The sequence below is a fragment of the Archangium violaceum Cb vi76 genome (genome assembly GCF_000733295.1).
GTDB classification, from domain to species: Bacteria; Myxococcota; Myxococcia; order Myxococcales; family Myxococcaceae; genus Archangium; species Archangium violaceum.
The window spans coordinates 32,108-54,355 of record NZ_JPMI01000121.1 but is presented as its reverse complement, the minus strand read 5'-3'; the positions used below and the strand labels follow the sequence as shown (position 1 = coordinate 54,355).

General features: G+C 68.5%; 14 protein-coding genes. 8 read left to right on the top strand and 6 right to left on the bottom strand.

What is annotated here, in order from left to right; all coding sequences use genetic code 11:
• A partial coding sequence (locus Q664_RS59140; RefSeq protein WP_235216754.1) for a hypothetical protein occupies window positions 1-1,957 on the top strand: 1,957 nt, incomplete at its 5' end.
• A 232-nt stretch (window positions 1,958-2,189) separates the two neighbouring features.
• Here the strand turns inward: Q664_RS59140 and Q664_RS18200 are convergent.
• Window positions 2,190-6,143, bottom strand: coding sequence for a serine/threonine-protein kinase (locus Q664_RS18200; RefSeq protein ID WP_235216753.1), 3,954 nt, complete (start codon window positions 6,141-6,143; stop codon window positions 2,190-2,192).
• Window positions 6,144-6,506: 363 nt separating this feature from the next.
• Between Q664_RS18200 and Q664_RS52285 the strand changes: the two genes are divergently transcribed.
• The 6 genes from Q664_RS52285 (at window position 6,507) to Q664_RS18170 (ending at window position 13,525) form a co-directional block, all read left to right on the top strand.
• The gene (locus Q664_RS52285) at window positions 6,507-7,757 is read left to right on the top strand and encodes a linear amide C-N hydrolase (RefSeq protein ID WP_052518309.1); all 1,251 of its coding nucleotides are present in this window, start codon (window positions 6,507-6,509) and stop codon (window positions 7,755-7,757) included.
• A gap of 214 nt (window positions 7,758-7,971) precedes the next feature.
• Entirely contained in the window at window positions 7,972-9,198 is a 1,227-nt protein-coding gene (locus tag Q664_RS18190) for an efflux RND transporter periplasmic adaptor subunit (protein WP_160174434.1), read from the top strand.
• 3 nt (window positions 9,199-9,201) lie between these two features.
• Window positions 9,202-10,413 carry an ABC transporter permease gene (locus Q664_RS18185; protein WP_043396807.1) on the top strand — a complete coding sequence of 404 codons (1,212 nt, stop codon included), beginning with the start codon at window positions 9,202-9,204 and terminating at the stop codon, window positions 10,411-10,413.
• Window positions 10,403-11,110: an ABC transporter ATP-binding protein gene (locus Q664_RS18180; protein WP_043396804.1), complete on the top strand. Its 708-nt coding sequence runs from the start codon at window positions 10,403-10,405 to the stop codon at window positions 11,108-11,110. The genes Q664_RS18185 and Q664_RS18180 overlap by 11 nt, the downstream gene beginning before the upstream one ends.
• Before the next feature lie 150 nt (window positions 11,111-11,260).
• Window positions 11,261-12,442, top strand: coding sequence for a vWA domain-containing protein (locus Q664_RS18175; RefSeq protein WP_043396801.1), 1,182 nt, complete (start codon window positions 11,261-11,263; stop codon window positions 12,440-12,442).
• 87 nt (window positions 12,443-12,529) lie between these two features.
• Entirely contained in the window at window positions 12,530-13,525 is a 996-nt protein-coding gene (locus tag Q664_RS18170) for a fatty acid desaturase (RefSeq protein WP_043396799.1), read from the top strand.
• Window positions 13,526-13,561: 36 nt separating this feature from the next.
• On the opposite strand, the gene Q664_RS18165 is transcribed toward Q664_RS18170, so the two are convergent.
• From Q664_RS18165 to Q664_RS18145, 5 genes are all read right to left on the bottom strand, one after another.
• Window positions 13,562-14,233 carry an HAD family hydrolase gene (locus Q664_RS18165; RefSeq protein ID WP_160174433.1) on the bottom strand — a complete coding sequence of 224 codons (672 nt, stop codon included), beginning with the start codon at window positions 14,231-14,233 and terminating at the stop codon, window positions 13,562-13,564.
• A 275-nt stretch (window positions 14,234-14,508) separates the two neighbouring features.
• Window positions 14,509-15,396, bottom strand: coding sequence for a DUF2381 family protein (locus Q664_RS18160; RefSeq protein ID WP_052518307.1), 888 nt, complete (start codon window positions 15,394-15,396; stop codon window positions 14,509-14,511).
• Between the two features lie 8 nt (window positions 15,397-15,404).
• Window positions 15,405-17,078 (bottom strand): serine/threonine protein kinase, encoded by a 1,674-nt coding sequence (locus Q664_RS18155; protein ID WP_043396793.1) that lies wholly within the window; start codon window positions 17,076-17,078, stop codon window positions 15,405-15,407.
• 297 nt (window positions 17,079-17,375) lie between these two features.
• The gene (locus tag Q664_RS57840; RefSeq protein ID WP_152622179.1) at window positions 17,376-18,161 is read right to left on the bottom strand and encodes a hypothetical protein; all 786 of its coding nucleotides are present in this window, start codon (window positions 18,159-18,161) and stop codon (window positions 17,376-17,378) included.
• Entirely contained in the window at window positions 18,158-21,913 is a 3,756-nt protein-coding gene (locus Q664_RS18145) for a hypothetical protein (RefSeq protein ID WP_152622178.1), read from the bottom strand. The genes Q664_RS57840 and Q664_RS18145 overlap by 4 nt, the downstream gene beginning before the upstream one ends.
• Window positions 21,914-21,957: 44 nt before the next feature.
• On the opposite strand from Q664_RS18145, the gene Q664_RS54925 reads away from it, so the two are divergent.
• On the top strand, window positions 21,958-22,215 hold the full coding sequence (locus Q664_RS54925; RefSeq protein WP_268811401.1) for a zinc-binding dehydrogenase: 258 nt from the start codon (window positions 21,958-21,960) through the stop codon (window positions 22,213-22,215).
• Window positions 22,216-22,248 lie beyond the last annotated feature (33 nt).

Here is a 22,248-nt window from a genome sequence, read left to right as displayed (position 1 = left end):
CAGGCTGTCGCGGCAGGACTCGCCCATCGTCTATGCGGGCTATGGCCGAGGCATGCGCACAGGACTGTGGGAGGCCACCGCCTACATCCTGAAGAAACGGCTCGCGGACCTCTTGAAACCCGGTGTACTCGACAAGGGTTTCTACCTGGTTCCGGTCTCCGCGCCCTATCGCGGCAGCAGCCTGAAGCTCGAGGAGGTCGACTCCGTCACCACGGCCATCAATGCGAAGAGCAACGTCTACATCCCATCCCTGGGCGTTCAGCTCATCAAGACCTCGGACAAGGGCGCCATCGACAGGGCCCTGGGCGCGGAAGGGCTACGGAAGTCTCCGGCCGAGTGCGCGGCGATCTGCGCGGACTACATCGCCGACAAGATCCGAAGCGGGAATGAGGGAGATGCCATCGCGCTGATTCAGTACGTGATGGGGCTCAATGCGGATCCGTCCGTCAAGGACAGCAAGAACAGGGAGGTACTGGACTCTCTCGTATCACGTCCGAACACGCTCATCGCGAGCTGCGGAGTGGATCCGGTGCGGCAGTCTTCGGTGGAAGCCGTGGAGGCCCTCTCGAGCCGCTATGCCTCGCTCGAACCGGAGCATGGAGATCCCTTCCACATCACCCACAACCTTCAGGTGATGAAGGGACTGATCGGCAAGGACATCACGGCGCTCTTCGATGTGGCGACACCGTCGTTCGTCTCCGCCGAGCTCCTGGACGTGCTGACGACCGTAGCGGACCTGGTGACGAAGACGCGCGCGGGCAGGAGCGCGAGGTATCCCTCACAGAACGATGCGTCGAACCTCCGCGTGGAGAAGTTCTATCAAGCCATGCAGCGGGTCCATCATCTGTGCCGATTCCAATTCGATTGGAAGGGGCTCTCCGGGCCCTCGCTCGAGGAGGCGCTCGTCTCGCTCCTCCCTCGCCTCACGTCGAAGCCGCGGCAGGTGCTCTTCGCGCCCCATGGTCTCTCCGTGCTGCGAGCGCTGCGCGACGCGCTCGGGGAGGATGCGGACAGCGTCGGGATCCTGAAGGGGGCCTATTACGAAACGCCCGATTTGTTCCCCTCGGCAACGGTCGTGGATTCGGTGGATGCCCCGGAGCTCAGGAAGAAGAAGGTCATCGTGCTCGAGCCGCATCCGAACAACGCGGCCGAGCTGGAGATCCATCCACACAATGTATGTGCGCTGCTCGAGAGCCTTTTCACGACGAACAAAGAGGCCTCACATTCCGTGATCGTGGACCTGACGCTGAGCCACCTGAGCGAACCCGACGTCGGAGCCATCCTGCAGTGCGCGGGAGGCTATATCCTGTCGGGCAACCTCAATCTCGTGTTCGTGCAGAGTGGGACGAAGTTCTACCAGAGCGGCATGGACCTCGTAAATGTCGGAACGGCGCTGGTGTTCAATGACGGGAGCTCGTGGGAGAAGTTCAATCAGGCGCTCGCCGGGTTCAAGAACTCACTACCACCCGAGGATCGGCTCTACATCGCCCGGATGCTCGGCGCCAACGGCCCGTTGCTCTTGGAGTATCTCGAGGAGATCCGGCGCAATACCGCCAGGATGCGCAAGCTGCTCGGCCAGAAGCTGTCCGCCGGCTCGAATGCGCTCACGTTGTGCCATTCAACGGACAAGGAGACGGTGTACCTTGCCTTCCGCCCCAAGGACGAGTTCGTGGCGAGGATGCGGAGCAAGGAGGTCGGGGAGTTGACGACCGGCGACCGGGCGAAGGTCAATCAGGCTATCTACCTGCAGTGCGTGATTCCAGCGCTGCGCGAGGCGGAGCTGCCGGCGGTGGACCGGACGAGCTTTGGCTTCAATGTCACGAATCTTGGAGAGTGCTACACGACGGTGCGTATCACTCCCGGAATCGAGGAGGACATGCTGTTCAAGTGCTACAGCGCCGTGATTGCCAGCGTCGGGGTCATTCTTCAGAACGAGAGGTTTGTATTGAGGGTGTGAGCTGGAACGAAAGGACGGGCTCGACCGGGTTCATCTCGTCCTACAAGTCATCTGATGCCCTCCCGCCAAGGAGCATATCCACCAGCTCTTTGCCCAGGCACTCATCGACTTCCACGCGCAGGCCTCCACCAAGAATCCCCAGCTCGTCCCCTTCGTGAGCACGCGCCAGAGGCTCGGAGGCGGCGGCTTCGATTCCCGCCGCCTCCACGGGGGGAGCCACCGCGGATTCGCGTCAAGGCAGCAGCCCGCGCTCCCGGGCCAGGGACAGGGCGTGAGCATTCTCCGGCACCTGGAGCAGGAAGCGCTCGCGCTGGGGAGCCTCGGGTATGTCCGTGGCGCGCGCGTGCACGTGCCTCACGGCCTCGCGCAGGGCGGCCTCGCCCGCCCCGGGGTCGCCGTCCGCGAAGCAAGCCTCGGCCAGGGCCAGGGTCAGGCCCACGGAGGTGGCTCCCGCATCCCCCATCGCCTCCAGCTCCTCGACTCCGAGCGTGGCCTCCCGACGGGCCTCGGCGGCACGCCCCTGGGCCAGCAGGGCGGCACTCAGCAGCGTGCGCGCTGGCAGCACATGGTACGGGCTGCGCGGCACACACGCCTGGCGGGCGTGGGCCTCGGCCGCCTCGAGCTCCCCGCACGTCAGCGCCACCCTCGCGAGGGCGAGCCGGGCCATGGCCATGAAGGGGGCCCCGAGGGGCTGCTGTCCCTCCACCCACTCCCTCGCCAGGGCGCGCGCCTCCTCGCGCTCGGCCTCGTGGGGACTGCCGGACAGCACGAGCAGGAGGTGGCTCCGGGCGAAGGTGTGGGAGATGAATTCCCCCATCCGCTCGCCAGCCGCCTGGGCCTCCCGCAGCGCCCCCAGCGCGGCGGGTAACTCGCCCAGGGCCGCCAGCGTCATCCCCTCCATCACCTGCGGTCCAATCCACTCCGGCCAGCCCATCTCCCGGAAGCACTGCATGGACTGGCGGGTCCGCAGCAGGGCCCGCCACGGACGCGGCTCCAGGTGGTGCAGCGCGAATCCGCTCGCATAGCCCGCCCACGCCTGGATGGAGAGGGCGTGCGCGGAGCCCTCGCCGCCGAGCCCGGCCAGTCGCTCGAGCCAGGCCAGCGCGTCCCGGCGCGCGCCGAGCCAGGTCATCCTCATCGTCATGAAACACACCGTCTCGGCATAGGCCGCCCGGGCCCCCTCCTCGGGGGTGGCACGCCACAGCACGTCGGCCAGCTCGCCCACGCCCTCCACCTGGGGCCCGAGGATGCCGTTGATGAGGAGGAACTCCATCAGCTTGCACCACGGGTAGCTGCCGGCCCTCAGCTCCGGCAGCAGCGCCGGGAGGGAGCCGGCCTCGCTCACGTCTCCTCCCCACAGGGCCGCCATGGCCCGCAGCGCGCGCAGGTGGGCCCGGGCCTCGGCGCTGGGGCCGCGGCTCAAGGCGGCCTCCAGGCTTCGCAGGGCGCCATGGACGTCGTGACGGTTGAGGAGCTGCTCGGCCATCCTCCCGTGGAAGTGGATGGCGCGCTCGGGCTGCTGGCCCAGCCAGGCATGCTCGGCGAGCACCCCGGGATCGTGCTCACCGGCCCGCTCCAGCCACGCGCCGGCCAGCCGGTGGCCCACGGGCGTGGAGCCGTCGGGCACCAGCCCGTAGGCCGCATCCCTCACCAGCGCGTGGCGGAAGCGGTACTCCGGCTCGGAGGCGAAGCGGCGCGTGGGCTGCTCCTCGATGAGCTCCAGCTCCTCCAGGCGCCGCAGCCGGCCCTCCAACGCTCGCGGCTCCTCCAGCCCCAGCACGGCCCCCACCCCGCCGGCCCAGAAGGTGCGGCCGAAGAGGCTGGCGGCCAGCAGCACCTGGCGCTCACCGGGCTCCAGCCGCCACAGGCGCGCCTGCAGCATGGCCAGCACCGTCGCGGGTGCCGCCTCTCCCCTTCCCTCGGCCACCCCACGGATGAGCTCCTCGAGCAGGAGCGTGTTGTCCGCGCTCTGCTCCACCAGGCGCTCGATGACGGACGCGGCCACCTCCGGCCCCAACACCTCGTGCACCAGCCGGGCGCACGCCTCGCGGCCGAGCCCTTTCAGGGAGACTTCCCGCACGGCCCCGGGCCAGGGGTGGGGGAATCGCTCGTGCACCTCGGGCCGCGCCAGGGCCAGCACCAGCAGGGGCAGCCCGGCCAACGCTCGCAGCAGCTCGCCCACCCACCGGACGGAGGGCTCGTCCCCCCAGTGCAGATCCTCCAGCACCAGCAGCACCGGGCCCTGCTGGCACTCGGCCTGGAAGAAGGCCACCAGCGCCCGGTCCACCTGGGCCTTCAGGAGCGGAGGAGCGCCGCGCATCGCGTGCAACCGGGGGCTGTGCTCGTCCGGGAAGGGGATGCCGCACAGCTCGCCGAGGAACCCGATGACCTCGCGCGCCTCGCCCGCGGGCAGGTGGCGCGTCAGCCGCAGCTCCAGCTTGCGCCGCCGCACCTCGAGCGGCTCGCCCTCGGCGGCGCCGCACAGCCCCCGGAGTGCCTGGCCCATCAGCCCGCCGGCCGGACCCATCCCCAGGGGCTCTCCGCGGCCCATCAGCACCCGCACCTCCCGTCCCTGGTGCTCGAGGCGGCGGAGGAACTCATGCCGCAGCCGGGACTTTCCCGTGCCGGCGGGGGCCGTCACCAGCACGGCCTGGGCGAGGGGCTGCGCCACGCAGGAGACGAGGACCCGCTCCAGCAGGGCCAGTTCCTGCTCGCGGCCCACGCACGGGGTGGGCCTGCCCAGCAGCGGGCGCGAGGCGTCCGCGCTCGAGTGCTCTCCCTGGAGCAGGAACAGGTCCGGCGGAACCCGCGTGAGCTGGAAGCCAGGCCCCAGCAGACCGGCGGAGAGCTCATCCAACAGCACGTGGGCCGTGGCGCTGGCGGGCAGCGCCCCCCACCGCAGCAGGAGCTGGCCGGCGCGATCCACGGCCTCGCCCACGGGCAGGCGCCCGCTGGGCAGACCCCGGCCGGTGGCGAGCCCCACGGAGGCCTCGGGCCAGCGCTCCTTGAGGGACAGGGCGCAGCGGGCGGCCAGCGTCGCCTGATCCGTCGCGGTCCCCTGCCCCGGCGGAAACGCGATGCCCAATGAGCCATCCGCCAGCACCTCCACGACGGCGTCCTGGGGCACCAGCAATGCGCGCAGCGAGTCGCGCAAGGAGCCCAGGGCCGCCAGGTCCACCGTGTCCCCGTCGAGCGCCGGGCCCGGGAGCGCCGCCAGGAGGATGCTGACGAGTTGCTGCTCGGTGCGGGCCAGGCTCTCGCGGGGAGGCTCCTGGACCCGGCCGGGGCCCCCGCCACCGGACGCGTCGAGTGCTTCCAGCGCGGCGCGCAGGCGGCCCGCGTCTGGCGGCCGCTTCCGTGGCTCCTTGGCCAGCATTTGATCCACCAGCTCCAGCAGGGCCTGGGGCAGCTCGGGCCGCAGGGTACGAAGCGCCTCCGGCTCGGTGAGGAGGATCTTCGCCAGCATCGCGCCGGAATGGGGCGCGGAGAAGGCGCGCCGGCCGCTGAGGCACTCGTAGAGGACACAGCCCAGGGAGAAGATGTCCGCGCTGGGGGTGGGCTCGCCCTGCCAGGAGGCCTGCTCGGGGGCCATGTAGCCCGGGGTCCCGAGCACCAGCCCCTGGTCCGTCAGGGCCCGCGAGGGCGCCAGGGGACGGGCCAGGCCGAAGTCCAGCAGCACCACGTCCTCGGGGCGCCCCGCGCGCAGGAAGAGGTTGGAGGGCTTGAGGTCGCGGTGGACGATCCCCTGCCGGTGGGCCACCTCGAGCGCCTCGGACGCATGGCGCAGCAGGGCCAGGGACTCCGGCGGGCTCAGGGGTTGGTGCGCGAGGCGTTGAGCGAGATCCTCGCCCTCCAGCCACTCCATGGCGAGGAAGGGCTGGCCCTGCTCGGTGAGGCCGTGGGTGACATAGGAGACGATGCGGGGGTGGTTCAGGGTGGCGAGCACCTGCGCCTCGCGGGTGAAGCGCTCGGCCGCGCCGGAAGTGGAGGAGGAGCGCAGCAGCTTGAGGGCCACGGGCCGGCCGGTGAGCGAGTCCCTGGCGCGGTAGACGGTCCCCATTCCGCCACGGCCCGCCACGGCCTCGAGGACGAAGCGGCCCGCCACCCTCCACCCCAGGGGGGGAGATCCGGAGTCCACCGGCTGCTGGGAGACCGTGGGCGGCGGCGGGAGGGGCTGGTTCTTCATCAGGGATTCCTCGTTCCACGCCCATGCGTATCACGAACCCTCGGGCCTGCCCCGGGACCGCCGCGCTCGAGCGCTCGCGACACGACAGAGCTGGCGCTTCGCCCAGGGCCGCCAGGACTTGCAGGCAATGTCCACCCAACACCGCCAACCCTGAGATGAGAGGGCTGCATGACCGCCTCCCTCTAGAATGTGAATCACAGGTGATGCACACGAGCCAAGGCCGGAAGAGAAATACCCATATCATAATGTTTTACCAATCAGGATCGAGGAGGAGCCGCGGCCATTCTCGTGCTGGGAGTCCCGCTCCAACATACGATGGGGCACCGCGCATCGCGGCGAACGACCACCCCAAGAGGCCCCAGAATGTGCACGAACCTGTTGATCAGCGTTCCCTCCAATCCCAACCAAAGCCCTCCAGACCTGACGAAGACGTTCGTGAGCGCGAGAGCGCTGGAGATGCCGGGAGTGATCGAGCAGAGCGTCTATGTCATGCCGAGCAACCAGTCCTGGCCGCTGCAAGCGGTCAATCCCATCGGGGCTGTAAAGGGGTGGACGACGCTCCAGTGGACCAATCGGTATGGCTTCGTGGGAATCGCCCCCTCCGGAAGCAATTGGAAATCCCTGCCGACCTTCAATGACGGCATCAACACCGAGGGGCTGTCCGTCGGAGCGCTGTGGCTCGCCCCGGGTACCGATTACCCCCCCGTTGGGACGCAGGAGAACCAGGTGTCCTTCCTGGATTTTCCCGCGTGGATCCTCGGTAACTTCGCGTCGGTCGAGGACTTCCAGGCAGCCCTGCGGAAGATCACCGTCGTGGGGCCGCCGAAGGAAAGTCAGCTCTATGTCCCGCTGCACTACATCGTGACGGACAGCACCGGTCAGAGCGTCGTCATCGAGTTCATCGAGGGCCAGACCCGGGTCCACAAAAGCACCAACGGCGTTTTGACCAACTGGCCGACCTACGACTGGCATCAGAAGAACGTGAAGAACTACTACAATCTGACGCTCTTCGGCAGCGGCACCTCCACCTCGGGTGAGGGCAATCCCGTCGGAGGCGGTATGGTCGGACTGCCCGGGGACTCGCTGTCCACCTCGCGATTCGTCAAGGCAACGCTCCTCTCCCAGGGCATCGGCCAGCTCCCGGTGGACGGTAAGGGCTGGCTGCCGGCGCCAGGCGTCTTTCCGACGACGCCGCCGCCGAAGACCCCGCCCGGCTTCGCCGGTTCAGAGCAGACCGCGGTCACGGTCGCGCTGCAGCTCACGCAGATCTGCATGGGGACGCCGTATGGGATGCTTCTGCAGAAGGTGGAGAACTCGCCGGCCACGACGGGAACCCCAGACACGCTGCCGCCCTCGTACACGACCACGTACGGCGACTACACGATGTGGACGAGCGTGCGCGACCACACCCATCGCAAGTACTACTTCATGTCCGCGTTCAGCGGGATTCTCACGATGATCGATCTGAGCGCGCTGAACTTCGCCACCACACCGGCGTACCCGAACGCCGCGAGCATCGCGATCATGCCCCAGGGGAACGCGCCGTGGTGTGCGGATGCGACGAAGCTGCTCACGTCGGCAACGGGTCAGGAGCCGCTCCAGAACGTTGGGTGAGCTGACAGACCCAGGAGTGGGTTGACTCGAGGCGGCGGGAAGCGAACCCGCCGCCTGTCACGACAAAGCGAGGGAGAGCCAGAACCGGCTCGAGCCCACCGGGCTGGGTGGCTGATGCCAACCGCCTTGCGGAGCCTCGGGGCTTCGATTACGCAGGGCTCGTTCCAGGAGCGCCCGGGCGGCAAGGACTCGCATGGCATCATCCAACAAGGGCTTGGGGAAGCGGCTTGCGGGCTTCTGGAAGAAGCACCCGGTGTGGAGCCTGGTGCTGGCGGCCGGGGTGCTGCTGGTGGCGCTGGGCGGGGTGCGGAGTGTCCGGGGTCCGGAGGTGCCCGTCCTCGTGGTGAAGCGCGGGCCGCTGGTGCACCGGGTGGTGATGAGCGGGCGGGTGTCGCCGCCGGCCGAGTTGATGGTGGCGAGCCAGCTGTCGGGCACGGTGGCACGAGTCCTGGTGGACGAGGGCACCCGGGTTCAGCCGGGCCAGGTGCTGGTGGAGCTGGATGCAGCCCCCCAGGAGGCGGACGTGGCGCGCGCGCGCGCGGCATTGGCGCAGGCGCGGGCGCGGCTCGGCGGACTGAAGGAGGTGGGAGTACCCCAGCGCGAGGAGGCGATGCGACGGGCCGAGGCGGAGCTGGCCCGGGTGGAGCGCGAGGCGCGACGAGCCGAGGCGCTCGCCGAGGCGGGGGTGATGACGCGCGTGCAGCTCGAGGAGGCGGTGACGGCGCTCGACCTGGCGCGCAGCCGGTTGGCGAGCGCGCGGGCGGAGGCGGCGGGCAGCGGGCAGGGCGGGAGCGAGCAGCGGCAGGCGGAGGCTGCCCTGGCCCAGGCCGAGGCGGAGCTGCGCGCGACCGAGGCCCGGCGGGCCCAGGCGACCCTCACGGCGACGACGCCCGCGGTGGTGTTGACGCGCGAGGTGGACCCGGGTGACTCGGTGCAGCCGGGCACGCGGCTGCTCACGCTGGCGAGGCTCGGCGGCACGCAGCTGACGGTGGCGCCGGATGAGCGCAACCTCGCGTACCTGCGCGTTGGGCAGAAGGCGGTGGCCTCGGCGGAGGCCTTCCCGCGCGAGCGCTTCCCCGCGGAGGTGGAGACGGTGGCGCCCTCGGTGAATCCGGACAGGGGGACGGTGGAGGTGAAGCTGGCGGTGCCCCAGCCGCCGGAGTACCTGCGGCCGGGGATGACGGTGTCGGTGGACGTGGAGGTGGGACGGCGCGAGGACGTGCGGGTGGTGCCCCTGGACGGGGTGCACGAGGCCTCCTCCGAGTCGCCCTGGGTGCTGGTGCTCCGGGACGGGCGGGCCGAGCGGGTTGGGGTGAAGACGGGGCTCCGGGGCGAGGACAGGGTGGAGGTGCTGGAGGGGCTGTCCGAGGGAGACCTGGTGCTTCCCACCTCGGCGAAGGTGAAGCCGGGCCAGCGGGTGCGGCCGGCGGAGGAGGGGTGAGCCATGCCCTTCGAGCTCTTCGTCGCGCTGCGCTTCCTCCGAGAGGGCCGGGCCCAGACGGCCCTCATCTTCGCGGGCGCCTCGGTGGGCGTGGCCGTCATCATCTTCCTCTCGGCGCTCATCGACGGGCTGCAGGCAAGCCTGGTGGACAAGACACTGGGCTCGCAGGCGCATATCCTCCTCCGGGCCCCGGACGAGGCCGCGCGCCCGCTGGTGTCCTCGCCCGACGCGCTCGTGCAGGTGGTGCGGCCCGCGCAGCGGCTGCGCACCATCGACCAGTGGCAACAGGTGCTGCGCCTGATGGAGCGCACGCCCGGGGTGACGGCGGTGTCCCCCTCGGTGTCGGGCGCGGGACTGGCCTCGCGAGGCACCGCGAGCCGTTCCATCGTGGTGCGCGGCGTGGAGCCCGAGCGCTTCGAGCGCATCATCGATGTGCCCTCCAAGCTGGTGGCGGGCCAGTGGCGGCTGCTTGGCGCGGAGGCGGTCATCGGGCAGAAGCTGGCCAGGGAACTCGGGGTGGTGGTGGGCGACACGCTGCGCGTCACCACGGCGGACGGCCGGGCGGACTCCTTCCTGGTGACGGGCCTCTTCGACCTGGGCACCCAGGAGGTGAACGAGCGCTGGGTGCTGGTACCGCTGCGCTCGGGACAGACGCTGTTGGACCTGGTGGGCGGGGTGACGACGCTGGAGCTGCGGGTGACGGACCTCTTCGGGGCCCAGGCGCTCGCGGAGAGACTCTCCCAGCGCACGGGCCTGGTGGCCGAGAGCTGGATGACGCTCAACGCGCAATTGCTGGTGGCGCTCCAGTCGCAGAGCAGCTCGCGGTACATGATCCAGTTCTTCGTCATCATCGCGGTGGCGCTGGGGATTGCCTCGGTGCTGGTGGTGTCGGTGGTGCAGAAGTCGCGGGAGATCGGCATCCTCAAGGCCATGGGGACGACGACGCCCCAGGTGATGCGGGTGTTCCTCATCCAGGGGGCGGTGGTGGGGCTGGTGGGCTCGCTGCTGGGGGGTCTGATGGGTGCTGGGCTGGCGCGCTTCTTCGCGAGCCTGGCCACCAACCCGGACGGCTCGCCGACGTTCCCCATCCAGCTGGACGCGAAGCTCTTCCTCACGGCCTCCGCGGTGGCGATTGTCACCGGGTTGTTGTCGGCGGTGGCACCAGCGCGCCGGGCCTCGGGACTGGATCCGGCGGTGGTCATCCGTGAAGCCTGAGCCCGTCCTGCGCCTCGTGGGCGTCACCAAGGAGTACGGGGAGGAGGTCGTCACCCGTGTCCTGCATGACATCGACCTGACTTTGGAGCAGGGCGAGTTCGCCGCGCTCATCGGCCCATCCGGCTCGGGGAAGAGCACCCTGCTCAACATCATCGGCTTGTTGGATCGGCCCACCAGCGGCCAGGTGCTCCTCCAGGGCCAGGACACGCGCGGGCTGGACGAGGACGCGCTCGCGCGGCTGAGGGCGCGGACACTGGGCTTCATCTTCCAGTTCCACCACCTGATGCCGGCCTTCACCGCGTTGGAGAACGTGATGATGCCGGCACTGGCGGAGCGAGGTTGGCCGGACGAGCGGATGCGCACGCGCGCCTTGGAGCTGCTCGCGCAGGTGGGGTTGAAGGAGCGTGCCGGGGCCTACCCGCGTCAGATGTCCGGAGGCCAGCAGCAGCGTGTGGCGATTGCCCGGGCGCTCACCATGTCACCAGCGCTCGTGCTGGCGGACGAGCCCACGGGCAACCTCGACACCGGCACGAGCGCCCAGGTATTCGAGCTGTTGCGCCACATCAACCGCGAGCAGCGGATGACGTTCCTCATCGTCACGCACGACCCCCGGCTGGCCCAGCAGTGCGACCGCATCATCGAGGTGGTGGATGGCCGCATCGTGAGCGACCGGCGGGAGCCGCGCCGTTCAGGCTGAGAAACGGCGCTCCAGGCTCTGGGATTGGTCCGGTTCGAGGTGGCGCGCTCCGGAGGGCCCTCCGAGCAACGCCGGTACGTGGCCGCGGTGCGTCAGGCCATCCCCGGGCTCAGGATAAAACCTTTTCCGGGGCCATTCGTGGAAGCGTGCATGATCAAGCGCTCGCTCCTGTGTCTCGGCCTGATGGCACTGCCCGGTTCCGCTTTCGCGGAGTCCCCCCCCACCCAGAAACCCGCTCCCCAGCAGAACCGCCCCGCCGTGACGCCCGGAGCGCTCGAGGCGGCCATCTCCGCCCCCAAGGTGCAGATCGCCCTGCTCCTGGACACCAGCAGCAGCATGGATGGCCTCATCGAGCAGACCAAGCGCCAGCTGTGGACGGTGGTGAATGCCTTCCAGAAGGCCCAGCGTGACGGCCAGCAGGCCCGGCTGGAGATCGCCCTCTACGAGTACGGCAACGACACCCTCTCCGCCGAGAGCGGCTACATCCGCCAGGTGGTGCCGCTCACCACGGACCTGGACCGGGTGTCCGAGCACCTCTTCTCCTTGAAGACGAACGGCGGCAGCGAGTTCTGCGGCCAGGCCATCCAGAAGGCCACGCAGCAGCTCGAGTGGAGCAAGTCCAAGAAGGACCTGAAGCTCATCTACATCGCGGGCAACGAGCCCTTCACCCAGGGGCCGGTGGCGTTCCGCACGGCCATCTCCGCGGCGAAGGAGCACGGCATCATGGTGAACACCATTCACTGTGGACCGTCGGAGGTGGGCGCGCACAGCGGATGGGCGGAGGCGGCCCGCTTCGCGGGGGGACAGCCCTTCAACATCGACCAGAACCAGGCGGTGGCGATGATCGCCGCCCCCCAGGACGAGGAGATCGCGAAGCTGGGCGTGGAGCTGAACAAGACGTACCTGAGCTACGGGCGCTCGGGCGCGGAGGCCAAGAAGCGCCAGGCGGCCCAGGACGTCAACGCCAGCGGCAACGCGGTGAGCGCCACCACGCGCGCCATGTCCAAGGCCTCGCGGCTCTACGACAACTCGAGCTGGGACCTGGTGGACGGCACGAAGCAGGGCAAGGTGAAGCTGGAGGCGCTCAAGGAGGAGGAGCTGCCCGAGGAGCTGCGCGGCAAGAGCGCCGAGGAGCGCAAGGCCGTGCTCACCGCCAAGGAGAAGGAGCGCGCGGAGCTGCAGGCCCGCATCCAGAAGCTGAGCCAGGAGCGTCAGCAGTACCTGGCCGGCAAGCAGAAGGAGCTGGCCTCCGAGGGGAAGAACACGCTCGACAAGGCCATCCTCGACTCGGTCCAGACCCAGGCCAAGGCCCAGAGCTTCACACTGGAGTGAAGGCGGATGATATGACGCATGGCGTCGAGCGGGAGGGCTGTGCCAAGCTGCGCCGCCCCCCACCTCGTACGACCGAAAGGAAGCGTCTTGAGTCCGTCGCGCCCCCTGGAGTTTGCCCGTAGCACGGAGAAGGAGCCCCACCTGGAGCGGGCCCGCGCCATCCTGCGTGCCCATCCCGAGATCAAGGACCTGTGTGGCCCCACGCCCATCACGGCCCTCTTCGTGCTGCTGCTGGTGGGGGGACAGGTGGCCATCGCCTGGGCCCTGCGTGACTCGCCCTGGTGGGCGCTGCTGGCCACGGCGTGGCTGGTGGGCGCCTTCATCGACCACGGCCTGTGGGTGCTCATCCACGAGTGCACCCACAACCTCGTCTTCCGCAGCCCGCGCCTCAACGCCGTGCTGCAGCTCTTCACCAACCTGCCCATCCTGTTCCCCGCGGCGGCCTCGTTCCGCAAGTACCACCTCATCCACCACCGCTTTCAGGGGGATCCGGAGCTGGACGCGGACCTGGCCACGCCGTTCGAGGCGAAGCTGATCGGCAACTCGTTCTGGGGCAAGGCCTTCTGGGAGCTCAACTTCTGGGCCTTCCAGGCCATGCGCGTGTCGCGGCTCAAGCGCATCCCGCTCGTGGATGGCTGGTACATCGCCAACTTCGCCATCCAGCTCGCCTTCATCGCGGGCGTCTGGGCGCTGCTGGGGCCTCGCGCGCTCGTCTACATGTTCCTGGCGTCCATCTTCGCCATCGGCCTGCATCCGCTGGGCGCGCGGTGGATCCAGGAGCACTTCCTCGTCAAGGCGCCCCAGGAGACGTACTCGTACTACGGGCCGCTCAACTGGGTGGCCTTCAACGTGGGCTACCACAACGAGCACCACGACGTGATGCGCGTGCCCTGGACGCGGCTGCCGAAGGTGCGCCAGCTCGCCCCCGAGTTCTACGACACGCTGCACTACCACACGTCCTGGACGGCGCTGTGGCTCAAGTTCCTCTTCGATCCGTCCCTGTCGCTCTACAGCCGCATGACGCGCACGGGCGGCTCGGGAGAGGGCACCGTGCGGGCCGAGGACTCCGCCAAGGCCGCCTGAGCGGAACGGGAGCCGGGTGCCCGCGAGGGGCCCGGCTCAACCCACCGCGCCGAGGGGAGAATCGGCGTAGCGCGTGAGCAGATCCAACGGCGTGCCGAAGACGGCGAGCGCCCCGGCGGAGCGGAGCTCCTCGTCCGTGAAGCCGCCGCACACCAGGCCGACACAGCGCATTCCCAGGCGCACCGCGCCCTCGGCGTCGTAGGGCAGGCCCGCGATGGCCAGCACGTCGTCGGTCCCATCGAGCCCCAGCAGCCGGACGGCCTCGGCGGGAATCTCCTCGTGCAACCGGTTGCGGTCCACCTCCGCGTCCGTGGTGCGCGCGTCGATGAGCTCCTCCACCCCGAGCAGCTCGATGTAGTGCTCCAGCTCGTCGGGGTCCGCGGTGGAGGCCAGGGCGATGCGCCAGCCATCCTCCCGGAGGTGCCGCAGCAGCTCGGGAGCCCCCCGGAAGGGCCTCACCTTGTGCAGGTACTCCTCGTGGAAGAGGGCCCGGTAGAAGCTCGCCAGCTCATCGGCGTAGCGCAGGTACTCGTCCTCGGGGAGGAATACGGAGAGGAATTGGTCCCCCATCCGCGCCATGTGCGCGAGCACCCGGGGCAGACGCACCTGACGGCCGTAGCGCGCCAACGCTTCCTGCCAGGCCCGCGCACGAAGCACGTTGGTGTCCACCAGCGTCCCATCCACCTCGAAGACGATTGCCTTGGGCACTCCGTACATCCTCCGGTTACGAACTTGCGCACTCCCAACCTCCGGGGCCCCTCGGGAAAGTCCAGGGCCGGCTTTGCACGGCGGAGGGGCTCTCGCCTCACCTGCCCAGCCCCCCAGCGGCCGGGCAGCCGTCCAGTTGCCCCCACGAGACCAGGACCACACCGCTTCACCAGGAACCGAGCGGGGCCGTGCCCGTTGCGCACGCCCCGCTCTTTTCCTTGGGAGGCCGGGCAGAGGAACTGTCCTCGGGGACTGGCCTTTTTTGGAGTCGCGGTCTACGGCAACGGCACCTTGGGGATGGTGAGGGTGCGACCATCCGCGCCCCACAGACGGAGCATCACCTCTCCGCGAAGAACTCCACGCGCTGCGTCTGCTTCAAAGAATACCCGCCGGGACTGCTGGGGCGGGATGGGTTCAGTCTGCCCGACGCGCACGCCCTCCAGTTTCTCGCCATCAGCGCTCAGCAAGGACGCGCCCTCTACGCGCCAGGACGTGGTGCCGGAGTTCATCAACCACACCTCTCCCGCCACGGTGTTCAGGGACCGATAGGTGATGACTCGCGAGGCGTAGAGGGCGTCGTCCGATTCCTGTTCATCCCGCCCGACCTTCAACTCCCACACTGGGATGCCGGTGTCGTCCAATGATCCAGCGAGAAGAAGGCCGCGGAGCCCACCGGACTGGGTCAGTTGGGCGCGCAGCCGCTCGACCGCCTCCCGCAGCTCCTGGTTCTTCGCGTGCTCCTGAACATTCTCCTGGAGCAACGAGGCCCGGGAACGCGGGTCCCGGTACACCTCCACCTGCCGGGTCGAACGCCCCGGCGAGGCCACCAGCGAGAAGGTCACACTCTGCGCTCCTCCTTGGAGACGCGCCGTGAGCCGGAGCCGCTCTCCAGGCACCATGTCCGGTGGTGGAACGAGGCTGAAACTGCTCTTGCCGCGCAACAACTCAGCGAAGCGGACCTCATCCTGAAGCTCGACGTCCACCGGGGTGTCGAAGAGGAAGCCCGTCAGGAGACCTGGGCTGACGCACACCTCCGCATTGATCCGAGGAGCCATGGATAACTCGATGCGCTCGATATCCTCACAGGGATGCATGCCGGGCGGCTGTCGCGAGCTCGCCTGGACAAGCAGGACCACCAGGGAGGCAGATGCTGTCAGGAGCATGGGTGGCTCTACTCGAAGCGCTCGACGACCTGAACACTGACAGAAGGGTGGATGATCGGCCGGGAAGCCGTACTCCCAGCCTCCAGCTCAACGCCGAGCGGCGGGCGCCGACCGATCGTCATCATCTGGAGGCACACGGGCACAGTCTCCCCGCCAGGCAGCGTGGCCTTGGTGAAGCGACCGTAGACGCGCTCCGCACCGGAGTAGAGGCGTCCAGAGAAGATGGTCCAATCGGGGAAGAGGCCCCACGGGCCGATGATCTCGGCGGAAACCTCCTCCTTGTCGCGCACGGGGACGTAGCGGAACCCCTCACGCAGAGGGCCGAAATGCGCGCCATGGATCCCCCCGAGACGAAGCCCGTAGCGCTTATGCGTCTCTGCCGCTCCAGGCGGGCACTCCTCGGGAGGGGGCTGGGGACGCGCTTTCGGCGTGCTCACGCAGCCAGCGCTGGCAACGCAGCCAGCGGCAACCAGGGTGCGGATCGTCTTGGACTTCTGCATCGTGGGCTCCTCGTTGTTCGTCGCGGCGGCGACGGGCGCGGGCGGTGGGGCCGCGCTGGGCGTACCTTCAGCCACCCTGGCCGGAGGCACGACTTCCTGGCCAGAGGCGTCCTGAAGCGTCGCGGGTGAGGAAGGCGACGCCGTGCGTGGGGTGCCACCGTGAAGCGCATACAACAGGAGCGCCAGAGCCGAGGTGAGAACGAGCCCGCCAGCAGCCCACCAACGCCAGCGGAACGGGCGTCCGGGCTCCGCCGGAGCGGGTGGGCTCTCGTGGCCGCTTCTCGGAAACATCGGCGTGCGCCAGGAGGAGTCCGCCTCGGTGCACACTTGCACCAGGTCCTCCGCGAGTGCCTTGGCGTCCGGGTAGCGGTCCTCGAGCTTCTTCTCCAGCAACCCCATGCACACGTCGCTCAAGACCTGGGGCACACGCGGGTTGAGCTCATTCGGGGCCGGCGGCGTCTCCTCGAGGATGGCCCGATTCAACCCGGGGTCGTTCCGGTCTCCGAAGGGCAGCGTGCGCGTCAACAGACCGTAGATGACGACCCCCAGGGCCCACAGGTCATCTCCCGGTGAGAAGGGGTAGTGCTCGCCCTCCCACTGCTTCGCGAAGCGCAACACCTCGGGGCTGCGGTACTCGGCGGTGCCTGGCGGCAGCCTCATCGTCAGGCGGAGCGCTCCCTCCTTGAGGCCCGCCGCGCCGAAGTCCACCAGCACCGGTTGCCCGTCCGACTCGCGCATGACGATGTTGGCCTCCTTGAGGTCCCGGTGCACCACGCCCGAGGCATGGACGTCCGCCAGGGTGAGCGCCAGGGGCAACAACACCCGCATCACCAGCTTGAGCGCGGAGGGATTCTCCCGGGCCGCCCAGGCGTCGAGCGTGAGGCCCTCGACGAGCTCCAGGGCCAGGACGAGGAAGCGCGGCTCCTCCTCGGGCCAGAGGCCATAGCCGTGGAAGGTCACCACGTTGGGGTGCCGCACCAGGCGCAGCGCGGCGGCTTCCCGGTCACCTCGAGGGTGGATGGCCACCAGCTTGACGGCGTAGGGCTTTCCGCTCCGCCTCGCGCGGTACACGGTGCCGAAGCTGCCGGAGGCGATCGTCCCCTCCACGGTGAAGCCGGCCACCTCCGTGCCAGGCGTGAGCTCGGGCACTACCCCCCACAACGGACCGCCTTCGTCGAACATGCGTCCCTCCGGAAGCCGCGGACACTACCAGGGAGAAGAGCGGCCAGACCCTGACCTCGGGAGTCGGGGATGCGGCGTCTGGGTCCTCGGGGCGCTCAGCGGGAAGCACAGCCGGAGTGAGGCTCATGATCGGGTTCTCCGACTCATCCATTTTCGGGATCTTCTGTAGCTGAGGTGGGCGTTCGACGGTGGACGGAGGGGCTCCGAAGAGAGACGGAAGAGGGGCGATGCGGAGAGGTGGCTGTCACTCCGCTCGGCCGAATGGCCGGGACCTGGGCGAGGCCGCCGCAGCACCCGTCATTCATTCCGGAACCACTCCGCCGGGATGCCCAGCGCCGCGAGAATCCGCTCGGGCAAGCGCTCGCCCTTGATCTCACTGACGACCGGTAGACGCGGAAACACATCAGGCGGCTGCGCGAACTCTTCGATGCCCTCACCCCCTCGCCTCACGGTCACGATAAACTCCTCCAGGTCCGGCGAGGCGATAACTGCGTATATAGTGGCATGGGGAATCCGTTCCGACACCGTGATGTCGGCAAACCCTATGTCGCCAGTTCCGCTGGAAACAAGGAGCCCACGCGGCGTGTCCTCAAGCCGATAGCGTCCTGGGGTGAGTGGCTCGCCAGCATCCTCCTCCAGCACCCGAAGCGCCTCTTGTGCTCGGACTCCTTCTACCAGTGCGGCCTTGCGCAAGGGGCTTCTCTCTGCTCGGTGATGCGATTTCTCGCCTCCTGGCAGAGTACAACCGAGAGACTTCGCCAGGGATTCTGGATCGCGCTCCAAGACATCCGGGGTGCCCTTCCGCCACGACATGACGGTCCAGGGATCGTTGGCGCGCTCAATCGAGTACACGGGCTCATCACCTTCAAGCGATAGTTCCTTGGCGATCTGAATCTCGGCGCCAACGTCGATGGGGTTGGAGCCTACGAGGCCGTGATAGCGGCCATGTCCCAGGCACACCTCGAAAGGTGGTCCTTCTTCGCCCTCCTCCCCCTTTTCCAACCCCAGTGCGTCGTAGGCACGGCGCTCCAGCCATGCTGGCTCACCTGAGGCCAGGACCGCCCAGAGAGGCCACCGGCTCATTGTACACCTCCAGGCAAGTGCTCCGGCAAATTGAGCGCTGCTCGGAACTGCTTCGTCTGCTCCAGTATTCGGACTTCCTCTACCTCGATGATCTGTGTGCCCCGTGCGTTTCTGTTCAGGAAGTCCGAGAGCTTCTCCTTGGTTGGCCCACTCAGCTTGTCAGTGATGACGAGAAAGGGATTCCCTCGGGGGGGCTTCGCCGCATCGGCGAGTTGTTCCCGCAGGCGCTGTAGTTGGTTTGCTAGTGCCGCCTGCTGTTCACTGAGCGCCTGCGCGTCCTGCTTGGTATTCCATGCATTGAGCGCCATGCGCCACCTGTCTTTGTTCCAACCCTTTACTTCTACCCCATGTTGGAGCCGCTGCCCCATTGCCGCCGTAAGCACGTTGTCAATGATATGCCCCTCTTCCAGCGGTACTTGACGCCCGGTCAATCGGAAGCCTGGGAAGAGCTTCTGCGCATTGCGCTCTGTCAGCATCTCCACCGCAATGCCTCGAAGTTGCTCGCGCGCCCGCCGTTGCACCGCCAGGTTCCACGGTTCTTCCGCTGCTTGTTGGAATAGTTTCCAAGCTGTCTTCTCGTTCCTGCCCATGAAGTTGAGGTACTCGAGATTCAGCCCCGTCGAGCGCAACCACCCCAGGTCCACGCTGCCTCGTCGAGCTTTCCTCGCCAACTCAACCACTGCCTCGGCGTCCAGTTCTGGGTGACTGACGAGCCACTCGGCTTCCTTCACGAAGGCGAGTGGCTCCTTCACGCTCGACGCTCCGGAGCGATGCAGCAATCCCGGTAGTGTCGTTTTCACCGCGCCGCGCGCAGAGGAGCGCAGCGATTCCACGGCGGCGAGGTAGGACTGTGCCTTGTCGGCCGGCAGGTCGGCCGCCCGTCGTGCCACCGAACCGTAGGCGAGCGCCATCTCTTGGCTCTCCGCCGCCAGCAGTTTCAGCGCTTCCAGTGTCTTCTCGGCGTCCTCAGCCGCGAGCCCCGCGCTCCGAATGCCGCCGAGGGCCCGTGCGGCGGCCATTTCTCCGCGTATGGCGAAAAAGGCCTGCTTGAAGGCCTCGGCGCGGACAGGAAAGGGAAAGCGCAGTCCGTCCGGTGTCGCAACGGCCTTGCCCTCGGCGAGCATTCGCTCCAGCGTCTTGGCCAGGGCCTGTATGGATTCCAGGGACTCGCGCAGTCCCGCTGAGGCCCGTGCGCCAGACTGACTCAGCAGCAGCCCACCCCGGTACGCCAGCTCGCGCCATATGCCCGAGTCGATGAGCTTGGAAATGTCCCGCGCGGCCAGCGCGAGCAGTGCCAGGTCATGCACCGCGAGGAAGTACCGTCCCGCCACTGTCCGCGACAGCTCTTCGCGCCAGGTGTCTACCACCGCCAGAGTCGTCAGCAGGGTCATCTGGCCCACGAACTGACGTACCGCCGTCCGCTGCGCCGCAGCCACGGGGCCACCTTCCGCGGCGGTGGCTGGCACACCTGGCAGCAGCGGTGCCTTCGTCCATGCAGACACGGCGTGGTAGAACATGTGCATCTCGGAGATGCGGCTCACCGCCTCCCAGAGAAGCGCTTCATCCGGCAGGGAGGCGTGCAGGGCCAGCTCCATGGCCGTCATGACTTGCGTGCGCGGCTGTTGCCCGTGGATTTCCACACGCACCCACTCCAGCGGGTGAAAGGCGCGGCTACGCGTGTCCGGTTCCGTCGAGGAGCCGTAACGGGCCTGGAAGCTGTGCCTCACCGGCTCGAAGTACAGGGCCATGCGCTGCGAGGCCCCTGCAGCCTCCTGGGGCAGCGCGGGCTCTGATTCCAGGCTCACTCCCTTCTTCATGTCCCACGTCTCCGCCGCCACCCGCTTCGTGGGGACCCGCCCGGAGGACACGTTCACCAGGTATGCCGTCCCGCCTTCGTGCCCCAGCTCGAAGGTGGGCAGCTCGTCGAGCGAGCCGAGCACGAGTGGAAACGAGGCCAGCGCTTTCTGGGTGAAGACCTGCCCCAGCAGCACCTTGTGCGGCGCGTTGCTGCCGAGCAGCTTTTCCAGCGCTTCGCCCGAGGTGAGCCTGCGCTCCAGGGTGGGAAACTCCTCGGCGGGCATGGACAGCACCACCCGCCCGAGCAGTTGAGCGGCGCCCTCCTGCAGACCTTCGGAGGTGAGTGCCGAGCGCTCGAGGACGGTGTCGAAAACGCCCAGGCGCTCGTCCCGGGAGAGAAGGGAGAGCACATCGTAGTCCAGCCCGAAGAGGGGCTCCGGTGTCTCTGGTGTTGCCCTGGCCAGGGCGGCAGTGAGAATCGCCTGCCGCAAGGCCGCCAGTTCGCCCGTGCCGCTGCCCATTCCCAGCCGCCAATCGTCCGGGCGGATGAAGACTGTCCCGGGGTAGTACCAGTAGAAGTCACCCTCGGGGTGATCCAACGGTTCGGGGGCGCCCGCGGCGAGGCGGAAGTCGGCGCTGTAGCCACGCCAGTGCCCATCCTCGCCGGGGATGATGACGCGCGGGCCGTTTGGGGGAAGGTTGCGGAGCCGGATCTCCGCACGCTCCTCGGTACGCTCTTCGGTGAGAAGCTCCTGGAGGTACACGTGAACGCTGGCGCCGTCCGGGAAGTAGAAGCGCCCCACCACGTCTCCAGGTGAGAGAACGGGTGAGCCATCCGTGATGGTGTAGCGCGTCTTCCAGCGCTTGGAGCGCAGGGCGATGGCCTTCTGCAGGGGCTCGGAGGCCTCTCCGAGGAAGTGCCAGTCCTGGGCGAGCGTGTCCCCCAGCAGCCCGAGTGGCTTCGCGTCCCGCCAAGGCGCCAGTGTCTGGAGGTAGCTGTCGAAGTAGCTCTGGCCGGAGCCGTCTGGAATCTCCGAGCGTTGAGACCAGCGCAGGCCACGCTTCACGAGCGCTTCGGCCCCGGGCCTGTCCAGGAAATCCGCCGAGAGCCAGGCGCGGCTCCACGTGACATCCGTTTTCAGTCGTTCGTCCAGGGCGCCGCGAACCTGCGCGAGGAGCTCGGGCCGCAAAGCGGGCGGCTGGCGCACGCGTACACACTGGCGTGGCGCCCCTTCTGCGTTGGGGGGCGCCGTGCGGAGCTCGAAGTCGAAGGCGCCCACTGCGGACGCATCCCCGAAGAGTCGCGAGGCGAGCTCCTCCCGCGAGGCGTACGCGGGAACCCAGAGCAACTCCGGACGCTCCGGGTCCACCTGGACGGGGAGCGGGGCCTGCCGTGGCAAGAGGAAGGCCAGCGCGCTGTCCCCCTCGTCCTCCGGCGTGCCCTCCTGCTCCGTCTCAACCCACTCGTCCTCGAGCCACTCGGGTGGAAGCTCCTCCATGGGCGGCAGGCGCCAGGTGCGCTCCAGGGCAGGCGTGTCCTCGTGGCCCCACTCATAGGTGAGCGTGAGCACCCCTCCAGCACCCACTCCCTCCGGGACGTCAACCTCCACCTCTTCCCGACCCGGCTCGGGACTCACCAGCCGGGGCAGCGGCGCGGGCGGGTAGCCCCTGCGTGGCTCCACCCGCAGCCGCGTGCCCTCGCCCCAGAGGAGCTCGCCCGCCGCGATGACTTCATCGCCTGCCTCCACCACGAGGGTGCCGGGGTCCATCACCTGGAGGGAGAGCAGGTCCCCCTTCCAGTCTTCCACACGAGGGAGAGGGGCTTGGGCTCGCGCATGCGCGTTGAACGAGAGCGTCACCCGCTCTCGTCTCAGCTCTTCGCCGACGGCGCTCATGCTGGCGACGAGGCAGCTTGCGAGCAGCAGGGCCTGAAGTGCCTTGACCCAAGGAGACACGCCCATATTCCCTCCCCTGCCCGCCTTCGACTCCCGCCGGGCGAGTGTCCCTGATTGAGCTTGGGACAGAGCGTACCGCAGCCACCTTCCATTTTCACCCCGACCTTCCCCTCCTCCTCACGTGCATGGAAGAACAGCACCGCGCCCTGAAGGAGGCGGCCGAGTGGATCGACGCCGGCCGCCTCCGCCCCACCCTCACGGAGAAGCGCTCCCCCATCAACGCCGCCAACCTCCGCGCGGCGCACGCGAAGGTCGAGTCCGGGAAGAGGGTGGGCAAGCTCGTCCTCGCTGGGTGGCGCTGACGCGGTTTTCAACATTTACTCGTTAATCCAGGA

Bases quoted from the DNA above. Each gene is read 5' to 3' on its own strand.
- Q664_RS18200 (WP_235216753.1), bottom strand. From the start codon at position 6,143: ATGAAGAACCAGCCCCTCCCGCCGCCGCCCACGGTCTCCCAGCAGCCG.
- Q664_RS52285 (WP_052518309.1), top strand. From the start codon at position 6,507: ATGTGCACGAACCTGTTGATCAGCGTTCCCTCCAATCCCAACCAAAGC.
- Q664_RS18185 (WP_043396807.1), top strand. From the start codon at position 9,202: ATGCCCTTCGAGCTCTTCGTCGCGCTGCGCTTCCTCCGAGAGGGCCGG.
- Q664_RS18175 (WP_043396801.1), top strand. From the start codon at position 11,261: ATGATCAAGCGCTCGCTCCTGTGTCTCGGCCTGATGGCACTGCCCGGT.
- Q664_RS18160 (WP_052518307.1), bottom strand. From the start codon at position 15,396: ATGCTCCTGACAGCATCTGCCTCCCTGGTGGTCCTGCTTGTCCAGGCG.
- Q664_RS18155 (WP_043396793.1), bottom strand. From the start codon at position 17,078: ATGTTCGACGAAGGCGGTCCGTTGTGGGGGGTAGTGCCCGAGCTCACG.
- Q664_RS57840 (WP_152622179.1), bottom strand. From the start codon at position 18,161: ATGAGCCGGTGGCCTCTCTGGGCGGTCCTGGCCTCAGGTGAGCCAGCA.